The following is a 15,918-nucleotide window of genomic DNA, read 5'->3' as shown; positions in this document are numbered from 1 at the left end:
AACGCCGTACGTTTGCCGGCGCAGACCTAATCAAGAGACCCGAACTTGTGAATTGGGACACCGGCAACCTCAGTGATACTATGAGTTCATGAGGCTGCGTGACATCCCACAAGACATCGCGATCAGCGCGTCATTTGTCGCTGTCTTCTTGCTTGCCTATATCCCTGACTGGATTGCGATATGGTCCCCCGACCTGTTGCTAGCCATCAAGGCCGCCCGGACGAAGCTCAGGGGCAAACCGCCGAGCGCAGGGTAGAACTGCAACGCCCCTTTTGTCGCGCTCTGCCTTGCGGCGCGCTTTGCAGCGAGCGCCGTTACAGCGGTGGATCGAACGCTTCGTCGTATTCCTTTTTGAGGCGCGCGATCAGCTCAGTCGCGGGCATCACCGCGCGGACGCTGCCGATGCCCTGACCCGAGCCCCAGATTTCCTTCCAGGCTTTCGGCCTGACGCGCTCGCCGGAGCTATCTGTCCCGAAACTCATCTTCGAGGCATCCGACTGCGGCAGGTTGTCCGGGTCCATGCCGGCGGCGACGATCGAGGGCTTGAGGTAGTTGCCATGCACACCGGTGAAGAGATTCGAATAGACGATGTCTTCCGCGCCTGAGGCCACGACCATTTCCTTGTAGCGCTCGACGGCATTGGCCTCCCTGGTGGCAATGAAGGCCGAGCCGATATAGGCGAAGTCGGCTCCCAGCAGCCGTGCAGCGCGGATCGCGCGGCCATTGGCGATGGCCCCCGACAGCGCGATCGGGCCGTCGAACCAGGCCCTCGTCTCCGCCACGAAGGCGAACGGCGAGATCACGCCCGCATGGCCGCCGGCGCCGGCCGCGACCAGGATCAGGCCGTCGGCGCCCTTCTCGACCGCCTTGTGGGCGAATTTCTGGTTGATCACGTCGTGAAAGACGATGCCGCCCCAGCGATGCGCGGCCTCGTTGACCTCCTCACGCGCGCCGAGCGAGGTGATAATGATCGGCACCTTGTGCTTCTCGCAGAGCGCCAGATCGTGCTCGAGCCGGTTGTTCGACCGATGCACGATCTGGTTGACCGCAAACGGCGCCGATGGCCGCTCGGGATGGGCGGCATCATGGGCGGCGAGCTCCTGTTTGATGCGCGTCAGCCACTCGTCGAGCAGTTCAGCCGGGCGGGCATTCAGCGCCGGAAATGCGCCGACGATGCCGGCCTTGCATTGCGCGATCACGAGATCGGGCACGGAGACAATGAACAGCGGCGCCCCGATCACCGGGATGGAGAGGCGGCCCTTGAACAGCGCAGGCATGGACATCGACAGATCCTCGTATTCCGGCTGGCGGGAAATTCCAAATCTTCCGGTGAAAAGATGCCAGACATCATATCAAGAAGGCAATCGCGTCTGGAAGCAGCGTCATGCCATCCCCGAACTCTCGGGAGGGGGTGCGGCTACTGGCACAATGCGCGGGTGACGAAGTTTTCGGTCCGGCAATCGTCCGGCTTGCGGGTACGGCCCGGGATCAGCACTTTTGGCGAACAGGCTTCGACCGAATCCGTCGACAGGCTCTTGCCTTGCTTCAGCCCCTTGCTCTGGCAAAGCCTGTCGGCCGCGGCCTTGCAGTCCGAGACGCCGTTCGGAGCAACCGGACACTTCACGCGCCCCTCCGCCATCGACGAAGGGCCGGCCAGCCGCGACAGGCCCTCGCTCGCATTTTTCGCCGCGTCCTTGAGACCGTCGAGCGTCTCGCTCGGGCTCTTGAGCGTCGGCAGGATCGAGAGCGATTTTTCCAGCGCCTTGCCCATTTCGTTGAACAGGCCCGGATTTTCGGCCGGCGCGGGCGCCGTCGGAGCAACGCCCGGCGGCGCCGGCTGGACTTGCGGACTTGCCGGCGGCTGAGCCGGTTCCACGAGAGATGCGGGCGGCGGGCTTTGCGACCAGCCGTTCGTCGCCACGAGCATCCCAACCAGCACAGCTAGCGCAATCTTTCCGCCGGGCAGCAGGGGGCTGGATCGCTCAAGCATGGATCAGGACAACCCGCTTGCGGCGCATGACATGACGTCAGACCAGTTTGACGGCGATGACGAAGCCCGCCGCCAGCAGGACGACGAACGCCGTCAGCCAAAGCCCGAGGCGTCGTTCGATTTCGGCGCGGATGAAGTCGCCATAGCGGTTGAGCACGATCGCGACGACGAAGAACCGCCCTCCCCTGGCGACGATGGAGCACAGGATGAAGAGCCAGATGTTGTAGCCCGCAAAGCCGGAGGTGATGGTGACGAGCTTGTAGGGGATCGGCGTCAACCCTTTCAGCAGGATGATGACGCTGCCCCATTCGGCGTAGGAGGCGCGGAAGGCTTCGACCTTGTCGCCGAGGTGGTAGAGATTGATCAGCCAGTGCCCGAGCGAGTCATAGAGCAGCGCGCCGATGGCGTAGCCGAGCACGCCGCCGGCCACCGAGGCGATGGTGCACAGGCCGGCAAACAGCCAGGCCCGGGCCGGCCGTGCCAGCGACATCGGCAGCAGCATGATGTCGGGCGGGATCGGGAAAAAGGAGCTTTCGGCGAAAGCAACCGCGCCCAAGATCCAAAGGGCGTAAGGCTTGTCGGCGGCGTCGATACACCAATCGTAGATACGTCTGAGCATGCCGCGATGAAGCATCACGCAGGCGGTTTGTCCATCCACCACGGGACGGTTTTGCCGCGCCTGGAAGGGATAAGGTTCGGGGACGTCGATGTTAGTGGCGCTTGCGGAGCGCCCGGCCTTCGAGCGCGACAATCGGTCGCCGGGAGGCGGGAACCTTGACCGGCGTCTTCGGCATCTTCTCGGCGATGCCAAGCAGATGCTCCCGCCGTTCCATCTCGTTCCAGACGTCTTCGGGACGCACGCCGGCGGAGGCCCACAGCACGGTCAGATTGTAGAGCAGATCGGCGCTCTCGCGGATGACCGCATCGGTCTTGCCGTTGACCGCGTCGATGACGACTTCGATGGCCTCTTCGGCAAGCTTCTTGGCCATCTTGTCGGGACCGCGCTGAAACAGCCGTGCCGTTCGCGAGACCTGAGGATCGAGATCCTTGGCCGCGATGACCGCCTGATAGAGCCTTTCCAGCGAATCACTCATGTGTCCAAAAATAAACCAATCCGCTCGCCAGCGTGTTAACGGCCTCACAACAACGGGAAAACCACCGGCCACGGTGACCAGCGACTTAACTCGGTCGTGAGATTTGAAGGTGCCGACAAGACAGCGCGCGGGTTACCGCACCGCCTGCCTGTCTTGCGCGCCTTAGCCATACCGACAGCGCGCTTTGGCGTCACCGCCGTAATAGTACGGACCGCGTGCCTATCTCACAGATGTGAACGCCAGGCGGAAAAACCGGCGCCGCTCACCGGACTGCAACCATCGTCGCTCATCTGCGGTTAAGGTTGGCCCTGTCACAATGCGACGGAGGCCGCGGGCGGTGTCATGAAACCGACATATCCAGCGCCGCAAGTGGCCCTCGGTTTGGTGTGATGCCGATGCGCGTAATTCAAACCCTGTTCGCCTGCTGCCTGTTGGGCCTCTCGCTCAGCCTCGCCGGGCTGGGCGCCGGGGTCAGCCGCGCCGAGGGCGCACACCCGCTTCCGGTCACGCTCTCCTTCGACCGTCCGGTCAACGCCGCCGAGGCGCCGTTGCTCCTCGCCATGACCGACGGACTGTTTTCCGCCCAGGGTCTTGCCGTCAGCGTCAACACGGTCGCCGGCTCGCCGGAAGCGATTGCGCGGGTCGCGTCCGGCGCCAGCGAGTTTGCCTTTGTCGACCTCAACGCGCTGATTCGATTCCGCAGCCAAAACGCGGCGCCGCTGAAAGCGGTGTTTGTGCTGTTCAACAAGGCGCCCTATGCCATCGTCGCCCGCAAGAGCCGGGGCATCCACGTGCTCGCCGACATCGAGGGCAAGACGCTCGGTGTCGCCGACAGCGATCTTTCCGCCGGGCTGTGGCCGGCGCTCGCCCGGCAAAACGGCATCCCGCTCAGTCACGTCAAGCAAAGCCGGATCAGCGCTGCGGTCCGGGAGCCGATGCTGTCGGCCGGGCAGGTCGACGCCGTCACCGGATTTTCGTTCCAGTCGGCGGTCAATTTGCGCGATCGCGGCGTGCCCGCCGACGATCTCGCCGTGCTGCGCTTCGCCGACTATGGCTGTGACGCCTACGGCTTCGCCGTGATCGTCAATCCCGACTTCGCCGCCAAGCGGCCCGAGGCAGTCAAGGGCTTCGTCCGGGCGCTGATTGCCGGCACCAGCCTCGCCATTCGCGACGAGGGCCACGCGGTCGACCAGGTTCTCACCCGGATGGAGGACGGTTCGCGCGATCTGGAACTCGAACGCCTCCATGCCGTGGTCCGCGACAACATCATGACCGACGAGGTCAACCGCAACGGCCTCGGCGGAGTCGATCCCGCCCGGCTCGAGCGGTCGATCGACCAGGTCGGCGAGGGTTTCAAGTTCGCAAAGCGCCCGCAGGCATCGGATATTTTCGACGACCGCTTTCTGCCCCCGCGCGGCGACCGCCTGATCAACTGAGCGGAATTCCACACCAGCAGAACGGAAAGCTGGTTCTTCGTAACGATCCCTGATTAAGATGCTTGTGGGTCGAAAGCTCTCCCGCTGGTGCCAAGGTCGTATGTCTTTGCTTCGTCTATACGCGCGCGTGCTCAATCTGCTCGGCAAGGAAGCGAGGCTGGGCTGGCTGTTGGCCGGCGCCAATCTTCTGCTCGCCGCGGCCCAGTTCGCCGAACCCGTGCTGTTCGGCAAGATCGTCGATACGCTCTCCGGCAAGCCGGCCGGCGGCGCCTTCGGTTCATCGTCGGCCTGGCCGATGCTGCTGGCCTGGGCGGCGTTCGGCCTGTTCACGATTCTCTGCGGCGCCTTCGTGGCGCTACAGGCCGACCGCCTGGCGCACCGCCAGCGCCAGGCCGTGCTGACGAGCTATTTCGAACACATTATGCAACTGCCCCTCACCTTCCACACCGGCACCCATTCGGGGCGGCTGATGAAGGTGATGCTCAACGGCACCGATGCATTGTGGCGCCTTTGGCTCGGATTTTTCCGCGAGCATTTTGCCGCGATCCTCTCGCTGGTCGTGCTGCTGCCGCTGGCGCTCTACATCAACTGGCGGCTTGCGATCCTCTTGTTCGTGCTCTGCGTGATCTTCACCGTGCTCACGACGCTGGTGGTCCGCAAGACCTACGGCATGCAGAACGACGTCGAGACCTATTACGGCGATCTGTCGGCGCGCGCCTCCGACGCGCTCGGCAATGTCGCGCTGGTCCAGAGCTTCGTGCGGGTCGACGCCGAGGTCCAGGGCGTGCGCTCGGTCGCGGACAAATTGCTCGCGGCCCAGATGCCGGTGCTGTCGTGGTGGGCGCTGGTGACCGTGATCACGAAGGCCTCGACCACGATCACGATTCTGGCGATCTTCACCGTCGGCATCGTTCTGCACGAACAGGGCCTGACCACGGTCGGCGAGATCGTGATGTTCGTCTCGTTCGCGACGATGCTGATCCAGCGGCTCGAGCAGGTGGTGAGCTTCATCAACAACGTGTTCATGGAGGCGCCGCGGCTGACCGAGTTCTTCAACGTGCTCGACGCGGTGCCGGCGGTGCGCGACCGTCCCGATGCGATCGACACCGGGCGTCTCTCGGGCCTGGTCGAATTCAACGATGTTTCGTTTTCCTATGACGGCAAGCGGCCTGCGGTCGAAGACCTTTCCTTCACCGCGCTGCCCGGCCAGACCATCGCGCTGGTCGGCCCGACCGGCGCCGGCAAATCCACCGCGATCGCTCTGTTGCATCGCGCCTTCGATCCGCAATCCGGCTTCATCAAGATCGACGGCATGGACGTGCGCGGCCTGACGCTGGCGGCGCTGCGGCGGAACATCGGCGTGGTGTTCCAGGAGGCGCTGTTGTTCAACCGCAGCATTGCCGACAACTTACGGGTCGGAAAGCCGGACGCGACCGACGAGGAACTGCGGCTCGCCGCCAGCCGCGCGCAAGCGCTCGAATTCATCGAGCGCAGCGAGCGCGGCTTCGACACCAATGCCGGCGAGCGCGGACGGATGCTGTCGGGCGGCGAGCGGCAACGGCTGTCGATCGCGCGCGCGCTGCTCAAGGACCCGCCGATCCTGATCCTCGATGAAGCGACATCGGCGCTCGATGCGGTGACCGAGGCCAAGCTCAACGCCGCGCTCGACGAGGTGATGAAGGGCCGCACGACCTTCGTTATCGCCCACCGCCTGTCGACCATTCGCAACGCCACGCTGATCCTGGTGTTCGATGGCGGAAGGGTGATCGAAAGCGGAACTTTCGAGGAACTGGTGGCGAAAGGCGGCCGTTTCGCCGAATTGGCGAAGGCTCAGTTCATGGTGCAGGAAAGCGCGCGCGCCAGCCTTCGCGCGCCGTGAAACGCATCACGTCGCCGTCAAGACGGAAGTACCGTCGAAATTCGGCCCCGATCGCCGCCGAATTAGCTGTTGAGCCTCCATGGTGAGCCGGTATAGGTTGGCGACCGCCGCCGGACACGCTTGAAACCCGAATGTCAGTTGATGAGGACCTCCTTCCCTGAAGGCGGGTCTCAAAGGACCGGAATCGGATAGTGCTTTTTCATCGCCCGTCACGCTTCAAATCTCGTCTGGTCAGATCCTCGCTGTGTTCGATCGCGCTTGTCTCGGCGCTCGCGCTTGGCGCGAGCGGCCACGCCAACGCCGAAGCGCTGCTGTTGGTCGAAGCCGATACCGGCAAGGTGCTGCAGGCGGAGAACGCGACCTACCCGTGGTACCCGGCATCGGTTACCAAGCTGATGACCGCCTACGTGACCTTGAAGGCGGTCAAGGAAGGACGCATCACGCTCGACACACTGCTCACGGTGTCGCCGACCGCAGCCTCGCAGTCACCCTCGAAGATGGGTTTTCGGCCCGGCACGCAGGTCACTGTCGACAACGCGCTCAAGATGATGCTGGTGAAGTCGGCCAACGACATGGCAGTGGTGCTTGCCGAAGGCGTCGGCGGTTCGATCGACGGGTTTTCCGCGCTGATGAATCAGAACGCGCAGCGGCTCGGCATGACGCAGACGAGCTACGTCAATCCGAACGGCCTGCCGGCCGATGGCCAGATCACCTCGGCGCGCGACCTTGCGATCCTGGCGCGCGCCATCATCAAGGATCTGCCGGAATACGAATATTTCGTCCACATTCCTTCGATCCGCTATGGCCGCAGGATCACGCAGAATTTCAACAAGCTGATCGGCCGCTATCCCGGCGCCGACGGCTTCAAGACCGGTTTCATCTGCGCCGCCGGCTATAATCTCGTGGCGTCCGCAACGCGCAACGGCAAGCGGCTGATCGCGGTCGTGCTCGGCGCCTCGTCCGGCCAGGCGCGCGCGGTCAAGGCGATTCAGCTGCTCGACCGCGGCTTCTCCAACGACCAGCTGTCGTGGCTGAAGCCCTCGCTCGGCACGGTGGATGCGCTGGCGCCGATCGATGCCTCGCCGCCGGACCTGCGCGACGAGATGTGCAACGGCAAACGTCACCGCCCCGCCAGCGACGAGGATCAAGACACCACGGCCGCCAACGGCGCTGGGGGAGGTTCGCCGGCGCTCGCCTTCTTCGCAACCGGCCAGGCGCCGGCCATGAAGCCGTCGGAGTTGCTGGCGATGGCACCCGCGGCATCCGAACCGATCCCGGTCTATACCGGCCCGACCCGGACCGGTGCGGCGCTGATCGCGGCGGTTGCCGCCGATACCGCCGCTGACGATGCCGCCGCCGCGGCGCGTCATCGTGGCAAGAAGGGTCGGCATGCGGTCAAGCGTCCGCCCGAAGCGGCGCCGGACGATACGAGCGCCAAATCGGCTTCGACCAAACCGGCCAAGCACGCGAATGCCAAGCCGGATGCGAAGACGGCCGACAAGCCTGCCGCCGACAAGTCGACGAAGCCGAAGTCGGTCGCCAAGCCCGCCAAGCCGAAAGCCAGCGACGCCAAGAACAGCTGATCGGCCGGCAAGAGCGGCCGATCAGGCCCGCTCGCAGCGGGCAACTTTTTCGCGCCCTTTAACCGTCAGGTCTGGCGGCGGCTTGCCATCGGCGGCTGCAGCGCCCAATATTGCCCAAAATAAGATGTCCCGCCGCAAGAAGCGGGCAAAATATCCGAGGGAACGAACCGAGAGGGAAGTGACATGGAGCGCATCTGGCTCAAGCAATATCCGGCCGGCGTACCCGCCGATATCGATGTGACCCAATATTCATCCCTGGTCGAATTGCTCGAGGAAAGCTTTGCGAAATTCCGCGAACGCAAGGCCTTCATCTGCATGGACAAGTCGATCACCTATCGCGACCTCGACGAAATGTCGCTGGCGCTGGCGGCCTATCTTCAGAGCAAGGGATTGCAGAAGGGCGCCCGCGTCGCGCTGATGATGCCGAACGTGCTGCAATACCCGATCGCCACCGCCGCCGTGCTGCGCGCGGGCTATGCAGTCGTCAACGTCAACCCGCTCTACACGCCGCGTGAGCTCGAGCATCAGCTCAAGGACTCCGGGGCCGAGGCCATCATCGTGCTGGAAAATTTCGCCACCACGGTGCAGCAGGTGATGGGCAAGACCTCCGTCAAGCACGTCATTGTCGGCAGCATGGGCGACCTGCTCGGGCTGAAGGGCGTGCTGGTCAATCTGGTGGTGCGCCGCGTCAAGAAGATGGTGCCGGCCTATTCGATCCCGCGCGCCGTTTCATTCAACGATGCGCTGTCCGCAGGCCGGACCATGACGTTCCAGAAGCCGCGGCTGATGCCCGATGACGTCGCCTTCCTGCAATATACCGGCGGCACCACCGGCGTCTCCAAGGGAGCGACGCTGCTTCATCGCAACATCCTCGCCAACGTGCTGCAGAACGATGCCTGGCTGCAGCCGGCGCTGAAGAAGCCGCCTGTCGTCGATCAGATCTTCATCGTCTGCGCGCTGCCGCTCTATCACATCTTTGCGCTGACCGCCTGTTACCTGCTCGCGATGCGCGCCGGCGGCGTCAACCTGCTGATCCCCAATCCGCGCGACATGCCGGGCTTCATCAAGGAATTGTCGAAGTATCAGGTCAACAGCTTCCCGGCGGTCAATACGCTCTATAACGGCCTCTTGAATACGCCCGGCTTCGACAAGCTCGATTTCTCCAAACTCAAGACATCGTTCGGCGGCGGCATGGCGACGCAAAAGCCGGTCGCCGAGAAGTGGCTGGCCGTGACCGGCTGTCCGTTGTCGGAGGGCTATGGGCTGTCGGAAACCTCGCCGACCCTGACCTGCAATCCTGCCGACGTCGATCGCTTCACCGGCTCGATCGGCATTCCCGTCCCTTCGACCTGGATCTCGATCCGTGACGATGAGGGCAAGGAAGTGCCGCTCGGCGAGCCCGGCGAAATCTGCGCCAAGGGCCCGCAGGTGATGGCCGGATACTGGAACAGGCCGGATGAGACCGCAAAGGTAATGACCGCTGACGGCTACTTCCGCACCGGCGACATCGGCGTCATGGGACCGGACGGCTACACCAAGATCGTCGACCGCAAGAAGGATATGATCCTGGTCTCCGGTTTCAACGTCTATCCGAACGAGATCGAGGAAGTGATCGCAAGCCACCCGGGCGTGCTCGAATGCGCCGTGATCGGCGTGGAGGACGCCAAATCCGGCGAAGCGGTCAAGGCCTTCATCGTCAGGAAGGATCAAAACCTCTCGGCCGAGGACGTCGTCAAGTTCTGCACCACGCAGCTCACCGCGTACAAAGTGCCGAAGCAGATCGAGTTCAGGACCGCGCTTCCGAAGACCAATGTCGGCAAGATCCTGCGCCGCGAGCTGCGCGAGGAGACCAAGGCGGCGGCAGCCTGACAGACCCGGCCACCAGCGGTCCCGGCGACGTCCTGGCCTTCTGGCGCGAGGCCGGTCCCGAGCGCTGGTACACGCGCGACGATGCGTTCGATGCAAGCCTGCGCGAGCGTTTCCTGGATTTATGGCAGGAAGCCGTCGCGGGCCGGCTGTCATCCTGGGAGGACAGCGACGACGGCACCTTGGCGCTCGTCATCGTGCTCGACCAGTTTCCGCGCAATATGTTTCGCGGCACAGCGCAAGCCTTTGCAAGCGATGGGCGCGCCCGCGAGGTGGCGGCCCGCGCGCTTGGGCGGGGCGTCGACCAGCGAGTCCAGCCGCCGATGCGGCAATTTCTGTATCTGCCGTTCATGCATTCGGAAGAACTCGCCGACCAGATCCGCTGCGTCATCCTGTTTCAGGCCGGCGATGATCGAGAAAACCTGCGCTATGCCGAAGAACATGCCGACATTATCCGCCGCTTCGGGCGCTTTCCGCATCGCAATGGCGCGCTCGGGCGCCTCACCACGCCGGACGAGCAGGCCTTTCTCGACGCCGGCGGGTTTTCGGGCTAAAGCGCGATGATGCCGATCGTCGGTCACGGCCCGTTAGTCGTTTGATTGAGCGTGATCTTTTCGATGAACCGGCTGCACATCATTTCCGGATCATGCGGCCGGCGCCGGGCCGATGACGGAACGGTGAACAGGCGAACCCGTTGCCGTTTCGACAGGCTTGAATATTGTGCCACGAAATCCGCCGGTCTAAGAAACCACCCGCATCATTTGAGGAGATTTGACGATGACGATCAAAGTTGGCGACAAGCTGCCCGAGGCCAAGTTTCGCGTGATGACGGCGGACGGCCCTCAGGTCCGGACCACCGACGATATCTTCAAAGGCAAGAAGGTCGCGCTGTTCGCGGTGCCCGGCGCCTATACCGGCACCTGCCACAAGATGCATCTGCCGAGCATCTTCCTCAACGCCTATGCCATCAAGGACAAAGGCGTGGATACGATCGCCATCGTCTCGGTCAACGACGCCTTCGTGATGAACGCCTGGAAGCGTGACACCGACCAGCGCGACGAGGCCACCTTCCTCGCCGACGGCAATGCCGATTTCACCAAGGCGATCGGCATGGAGCTGGACGCCTCCGGCAACGGGCTCGGCATTCGTTCCAAGCGCTACTCGATGCTGGTGGAAGACGGCGTCGTCAAGAAGCTCAACCTCGAGCCGGCGCCGGGCAAGGTCGAAGTTTCCGGCGGCGATACGCTGTTGGGACAGCTCTGAGCCTCTCAGTCATTCCGGGGCGCGAGTGCAACGAGCGAACCCGGAATCTCGAGATTCCGGGTCTGGTGCTAACGCACCATCCCGGAATGACCACATAGCCGTCACCCCTTCAGCCGCGCCATCGCGACGCCGTCCCGCGCAAGCTGATCGGCGCGCTCGTTCTCATCGTGGCCGGCATGGCCCTTGACCCAGTGCCAGCGGACCTCGTGCGGCTTCAGTGCTTCATCGAGGCGCTGCCACAGCTCGGCATTCTTCACCGGCTTCTTGTCGGCGGTGCGCCAGCCGTTCTTCTTCCAGCCATGGATCCAACCCGTGATGCCCTGGCGCACATATTGGCTGTCGGTATAGAGATCGACCGTGCAAGGCTTCTTCAGCGCTTCGAGCGCCGAGATCGCCGCCATCAGCTCCATGCGGTTGTTGGTGGTATGGGCTTCCCCGCCCTTCATCTCCCTCTCGACGTCGCCGAACTTCAAAATAGCGCCCCAGCCGCCGGGGCCGGGATTGCCCGAGCAGGCGCCGTCGGTGTGGATGGTGACCTGGGGAAGCGCCATTTGCGTCAGGCCAACACGCCGTAATCGCGGATCGACGACACGCTTTGATGAAAACGCAGCTTGCGGACGTATTCGAGGGGATCCTTGGGGCGCACCAGCGCGCCCTTCGGCACGTTGAGGAAATCGACCAGCCGCGTCAGCAGGAAACGCAACGCCGAACCCCGCGCGAGCAGCGGCAGCGCGTCTTCTTCGGTCTTCGACATCGGCCGCTCGCGGCCATAGGCCGAGAGCAGCGCGCGCGCCTTGGTGACGTTGAACGAGCAATCGGGTTCAAAACACCAGGCGTTCAGGCAGATCGCGACGTCATAGGCCAGCATATCGGTGCAGGCGAAGGTGAAGTCGATAATTCCCGACACACGTTCTTCGAGAAAGAACACGTTGTCCGGAAACAGGTCGGCGTGAATGACGCCTTGCGGCAACTGCTGCGGCCAGACGCCGCTCTCGAGATAATCGAGTTCGGCCGCGAGATAATCGCGTAAACCCGGCTGCACCTCGTCGGCGCGCGCCTCGGCCTGCGCAAACAGCGGCCGCCATCCGGAAACCGACAACGCATTCGCCCGCGACATCGTAAAGTCCGCGCCCGCCAGATGCATCTCGGCCAGCACCTTGCCGGTGCCGGCGCAGTGGGCGGCATTGGGCTTGCGCGGCCAGATGCCCTCGAGAAAGGTGATGATCGCCGCCGGCCGCCCCGCGAGCGTGCGCAGCGCCTCGCCGGTCCTGTCCTTCACCGGCTGCGGGCAGTTCACCCCGCGCGAGGCGAGATGCGTCATCAAGGCGAGAAAGAACGGCAGATCGCCCAAGGCGACGCGCTTTTCATACAGCGTCAGGATGAAAGAACCCGAGGTGGTATGCAGCAGGAAATTCGAATTCTCGACGCCCTCGGCGATGCCCTTGTAGGACAACAGTTCGCCGATCTCGTAGTTTTTCAGGAAGTCCGCAAGCTCATCGGCGGCGACGTCGGTGTAGACCGCCATGTGCGCTTACCCCGAAATTATTCGGCAGCGTCTGGCCGCAGCGAACGCGGCAGCGGGAAGAACTCGTTTTCTTCCGCAGCCGACACCGTCTCCACATGCAACTCGTAGCGTTCGGCAAAGGCGCCCATGATCTCCTCGACGATCACCTCGGGCGCCGAAGCGCCGGCCGTGATGCCGAGACTCTTGATGCCGTTGAACCGCGACCAGTCGAGGTCGCTGGCGCGTTGCGCCAGAATTGCGATTCTGCAGCCCTCGCGTTCGGCGACTTCGCGCAGACGCTGCGAGTTCGAGGAGTTCGGCGCACCGACCACGATCAGCGCATCGACCACCGGCGCGACCTTCTTCACCGCGAGCTGGCGGTTGGTGGTCGCATAGCAGATGTCTTCCTTGTGCGGCCCGGAGATGTTCGGAAAACGCCCCTTCAGCACCGCGACGATTTCGGCGGTGTCGTCGATCGACAGCGTGGTCTGCGTCACGAAAGCGAGGTTATTCGGGTCCTTCGGGACAAAGGTTTCGGCGTCCTCGGCGGTCTCGATCAGCGTCACCGCGCCTTGCGGCAACTGGCCGAGCGTGCCGACGACTTCCGGGTGATGCGAGTGGCCGATCAAAAGGATTTCGCGGCCGCGCTTGAAATGGATCGCCGCCTCGCGGTGCACCTTGGTGACCAGCGGACAGGTCGCGTCCAGCGAGAAGAAATTACGGGTCTGGGCCTCGGCCGGAACGGACTTCGGAACCCCGTGGGCCGAGAACACCACTGGCGCATTGGTATTGTCGGGGATTTCGGCCAGTTCCTCGACGAAAATGGCGCCCTTGGTTTTCAGGCTGTCCACCACATATCGGTTATGCACGATCTCGTGGCGGACGTAGACCGGGGCGCCATAGATCGCGAGCGCCCGCTCGACGGTATCGATGGCCCGGACCACGCCGGCGCAGAAGCCGCGCGGAGAACAAAGCACGATTTTCAGGGGTGGTTTGGCTGGCATTGGGGGCCTCGGACCGGCTTGGCGCCCTGAGCCTTAACCATGGCGGAGGGGTCGTGGAACGGTCGATTCAAAGGGATTTCCGTAGAAGGACTTGGGACGGCTTTGTCTCCCTGTCAAGGGCAAGCCATTGCGCCATTAACCCGATTCTGAGGCTCGCAACCCTTTTTGGCGACCACTTTTGCGAAGTTTGCGAGCCCGTGCCCAAGTGAGGAGCGGAATGTCAAATCCACTTCACTCGCCGTCCGGGACGGCTTATAAGGGGCGCAATTCCCGTCATCGTTGATGACCACGGCTTCGCCTCCGAGAGGTGGGCGAAGCGCAACGGAGATTTGCCATGAGCAATGCACCGCTGATGCCGAAGGCAACCGCCGTGTGGCTGGTCGATAATACCGCCCTGACCTTCGATCAGGTGGCGGATTTCACCAAAATGCACCCGCTGGAGGTTCGCGCCATCGCCGACGGCGATGCCGCCCAGGGCATCAAGGGCATGGACCCGATTTCGACCGGGCAACTGACCCGCGACGAGATCGAAAAGGGCGAAAAGGATCCGAACTACCGGCTGAGGATCGCCGAGAGCAAGGTGACCCTGCCGCCGCAGGCCAAGAAGAAGGGCCCGCGCTACACCCCGGTCTCGCGCCGGCACGAGCGGCCGAGCGCGATCCTGTGGCTGGTGCGTAACCATCCCGAACTGAAAGACGCCCAGATCATGCGTCTGGTCGGCACCACCAAGACCACGATCGCCAGCGTCCGCGACCGCACCCACTGGAATGCCTCGACGCTGACGCCGATGGATCCGGTGACGCTCGGGCTGTGCTCGCAGATCGAACTCGATTTCGAGGTGCAGCGCGCCGCCAAGGAAAAGCCGACCGATATCGGCCATGGCGGCCCGACGCTGCTGCCGGCCTCCGAGACCACGCGCAAGGAGCCGGAATTCGAGACGACGGAAAAGAGCTCCGACGATCTCAACGTCGATGCGGTGTTCGCCAAGCTCAAGACGATCGGCGGCAAGAAGGCGGAAGAGGAATAGCATCACGACCGTTATTGCGAGCCAACGGGACGCGCGAATGCGCCCCCGATGACAGGCTCCGCGAAGCAATCCATTTGGCACAAAGACAGGATGGATTGCTTCGTCGCTGTGCTCCTCGCAATGACGGCGGAGAGAGCCAATATCTCCGCACAGGCCGCCCGCCTACGGGCTGCCTGCATTCAAGGCCGGGTCGGATTGTTCAGCATGTATTCGCCGAGGTCGCGCTGCTTCCGGTCGGCGCGCGAAGTCGCATTGGAGCGTTGGACGTCGCGATCCCTACGGCAGTTGACATAGTCGGGCGAGCCGGGCGCGACCTGGCCGCCCTTCCGGCAGAAGGCGTCGTCGTCCTCGGTGAGGCCTGCGCTCGCCGGCGCCTCGCCGCGATGAGCGCAGGCCGAGAGCGCGAGCGCCGCCAGCACGAGCGACACCGGAAGCGTTAACGTCGAAAACCGCATGCGAAATCCCGTCATGTCGGAGAAACGTGTACCCCGAATTGTGGGATTTGTAAGCCGCCGCATCGTCATTGCGAGCAGCCCGCGACAAGATTGCGGAGCAATTTTGCGCTGGAGCGACGAAGCAACCCAGCGTCTCTCATCTCGTCATGCCCGGCCTTGTGCCGGGCATCCACGTCTTACCTGTTCTTCTGCGGCAACAAAGGCGTGGATGGCCGGGTCAAGCCCGGCCATGACGGAGAGAGATGGTCCCGTAACGGGGCAGTGACGGACTAGCCTACCCCCTGCCCTTCAAGGCGTCCGTGATCTCGTCCAGTACCTTGGGGTCCTCGATGGTGGCAGGCATGGTCCATGTCTCTCCGTCGGCGATCTTCTTGATGGTGCCACGCAGGATCTTGCCCGAGCGGGTCTTGGGCAGACGGCCCACGGTGATCGCCAGCTTGAAGGCCGCGACGGGACCGAGCTTGTCACGCACCAAGGCCACGATCTCCTTTTCGATCTCGATCGGCTTGCGGGTGACGCCAGCCTTCAGGACCAGGAAGCCGCAGGGCACTTCGCCCTTGATCGCATCCTTGATGCCGAGCACCGCGCATTCGGCAACATCGGGATGCGAGGCCAGGATCTCCTCCATGCCGCCGGTCGACAGACGATGACCGGCGACGTTGATGATGTCGTCGGTGCGCCCCATCACGAAGACATAGCCGTCCTCGTCCATGTAGCCGGCATCGGAGGTTTTGTAGTAACCGGGAAACTCGCTGAAATAGGCTTCCCTGCATCGCTCGTCCTGCTGCCACAGCGTTGGCAGGCAGCCCGGCGGCAT

At 63.5% G+C, this 15,918-nt stretch carries 16 protein-coding genes; 7 read left to right on the top strand and 9 right to left on the bottom strand.

The window, feature by feature from the left end; all coding sequences use genetic code 11:
- Nucleotides 1-314 precede the first annotated feature (314 nt).
- The 4 genes from VFL62_RS21115 to hisE form a co-directional block, all read right to left on the bottom strand.
- A complete protein-coding gene (locus VFL62_RS21115; protein ID WP_325174325.1) occupies nucleotides 315-1,283 on the bottom strand; it encodes a nitronate monooxygenase family protein in 969 nt (322 codons plus the stop codon).
- A gap of 134 nt (nucleotides 1,284-1,417) precedes the next feature.
- Entirely contained in the window at nucleotides 1,418-1,990 is a 573-nt protein-coding gene (locus VFL62_RS21110; RefSeq protein ID WP_325174324.1) for a hypothetical protein, read from the bottom strand.
- Nucleotides 1,991-2,027: 37 nt separating this feature from the next.
- Nucleotides 2,028-2,609, bottom strand: a complete 582-nt coding sequence (locus VFL62_RS21105; protein ID WP_325174323.1) for a YqaA family protein — start codon at nucleotides 2,607-2,609, stop codon at nucleotides 2,028-2,030.
- Between the two features lie 91 nt (nucleotides 2,610-2,700).
- Complete coding sequence (gene hisE, locus VFL62_RS21100) at nucleotides 2,701-3,084, bottom strand: phosphoribosyl-ATP diphosphatase (protein ID WP_325174322.1); 384 nt, start codon at nucleotides 3,082-3,084, stop codon at nucleotides 2,701-2,703.
- A 395-nt stretch (nucleotides 3,085-3,479) separates the two neighbouring features.
- Between hisE and VFL62_RS21095 the strand changes: the two genes are divergently transcribed.
- The 6 genes from VFL62_RS21095 to VFL62_RS21070 all read left to right on the top strand — a co-directional run bounded on the left by VFL62_RS21095 (nucleotide 3,480) and on the right by VFL62_RS21070 (nucleotide 11,111).
- A complete protein-coding gene (locus VFL62_RS21095) occupies nucleotides 3,480-4,520 on the top strand; it encodes an ABC transporter substrate-binding protein (protein WP_325174321.1) in 1,041 nt (346 codons plus the stop codon).
- Nucleotides 4,521-4,620: 100 nt separating this feature from the next.
- A complete protein-coding gene (locus VFL62_RS21090; RefSeq protein ID WP_325174320.1) occupies nucleotides 4,621-6,399 on the top strand; it encodes a glucan ABC transporter ATP-binding protein/ permease in 1,779 nt (592 codons plus the stop codon).
- A 191-nt stretch (nucleotides 6,400-6,590) separates the two neighbouring features.
- Nucleotides 6,591-7,982, top strand: coding sequence for a D-alanyl-D-alanine carboxypeptidase family protein (locus VFL62_RS21085; RefSeq protein ID WP_414644801.1), 1,392 nt, complete (start codon nucleotides 6,591-6,593; stop codon nucleotides 7,980-7,982).
- Nucleotides 7,983-8,165: 183 nt separating this feature from the next.
- Nucleotides 8,166-9,851, top strand: coding sequence for a long-chain fatty acid--CoA ligase (locus VFL62_RS21080; protein WP_325174319.1), 1,686 nt, complete (start codon nucleotides 8,166-8,168; stop codon nucleotides 9,849-9,851).
- The gene (locus VFL62_RS21075; protein ID WP_325174327.1) at nucleotides 9,848-10,402 is read left to right on the top strand and encodes a DUF924 family protein; all 555 of its coding nucleotides are present in this window, start codon (nucleotides 9,848-9,850) and stop codon (nucleotides 10,400-10,402) included. Before VFL62_RS21080 ends, VFL62_RS21075 begins: the two co-directional genes overlap by 4 nt.
- Nucleotides 10,403-10,625: 223 nt before the next feature.
- Nucleotides 10,626-11,111, top strand: a complete 486-nt coding sequence (locus tag VFL62_RS21070; RefSeq protein WP_325174318.1) for a peroxiredoxin — start codon at nucleotides 10,626-10,628, stop codon at nucleotides 11,109-11,111.
- 101 nt (nucleotides 11,112-11,212) lie between these two features.
- Here VFL62_RS21070 and rnhA read toward each other — a convergent pair whose 3' ends face one another.
- Genes rnhA through ispH form a run of 3 tightly spaced genes read right to left on the bottom strand, consistent with a single transcriptional unit; the run spans nucleotide 11,213 to nucleotide 13,619 of the window.
- Nucleotides 11,213-11,671 carry a ribonuclease HI gene (rnhA, locus tag VFL62_RS21065; protein ID WP_325174326.1) on the bottom strand — a complete coding sequence of 153 codons (459 nt, stop codon included), beginning with the start codon at nucleotides 11,669-11,671 and terminating at the stop codon, nucleotides 11,213-11,215.
- Nucleotides 11,668-12,636 (bottom strand): homoserine kinase, encoded by a 969-nt coding sequence (locus VFL62_RS21060; protein WP_325174317.1) that lies wholly within the window; start codon nucleotides 12,634-12,636, stop codon nucleotides 11,668-11,670. Before VFL62_RS21060 ends, rnhA begins: the two co-directional genes overlap by 4 nt.
- Nucleotides 12,637-12,653: 17 nt before the next feature.
- The gene (gene ispH / locus VFL62_RS21055; RefSeq protein ID WP_325174316.1) at nucleotides 12,654-13,619 is read right to left on the bottom strand and encodes a 4-hydroxy-3-methylbut-2-enyl diphosphate reductase; all 966 of its coding nucleotides are present in this window, start codon (nucleotides 13,617-13,619) and stop codon (nucleotides 12,654-12,656) included.
- A 334-nt stretch (nucleotides 13,620-13,953) separates the two neighbouring features.
- On the opposite strand from ispH, the gene VFL62_RS21050 reads away from it, so the two are divergent.
- Nucleotides 13,954-14,646, top strand: coding sequence for a DUF1013 domain-containing protein (locus tag VFL62_RS21050; RefSeq protein WP_325174315.1), 693 nt, complete (start codon nucleotides 13,954-13,956; stop codon nucleotides 14,644-14,646).
- A 179-nt stretch (nucleotides 14,647-14,825) separates the two neighbouring features.
- On the opposite strand, the gene VFL62_RS21045 is transcribed toward VFL62_RS21050, so the two are convergent.
- Together VFL62_RS21045 and VFL62_RS21040 are read right to left on the bottom strand one after the other, a co-directional pair.
- Complete coding sequence (locus tag VFL62_RS21045) at nucleotides 14,826-15,101, bottom strand: hypothetical protein (protein ID WP_325174314.1); 276 nt, start codon at nucleotides 15,099-15,101, stop codon at nucleotides 14,826-14,828.
- Between the two features lie 274 nt (nucleotides 15,102-15,375).
- On the bottom strand, nucleotides 15,376-15,918 hold a 543-nt coding region (locus tag VFL62_RS21040), incomplete at its 5' end, for an AMP-binding enzyme (RefSeq protein ID WP_414644800.1).

Origin of the sequence: Bradyrhizobium sp. (assembly GCF_035701725.1) — a bacterium.
Classification (GTDB): domain Bacteria; phylum Pseudomonadota; class Alphaproteobacteria; order Rhizobiales; family Xanthobacteraceae; genus Bradyrhizobium.
This window is presented reverse-complemented; position numbering and strand designations above follow the sequence as displayed.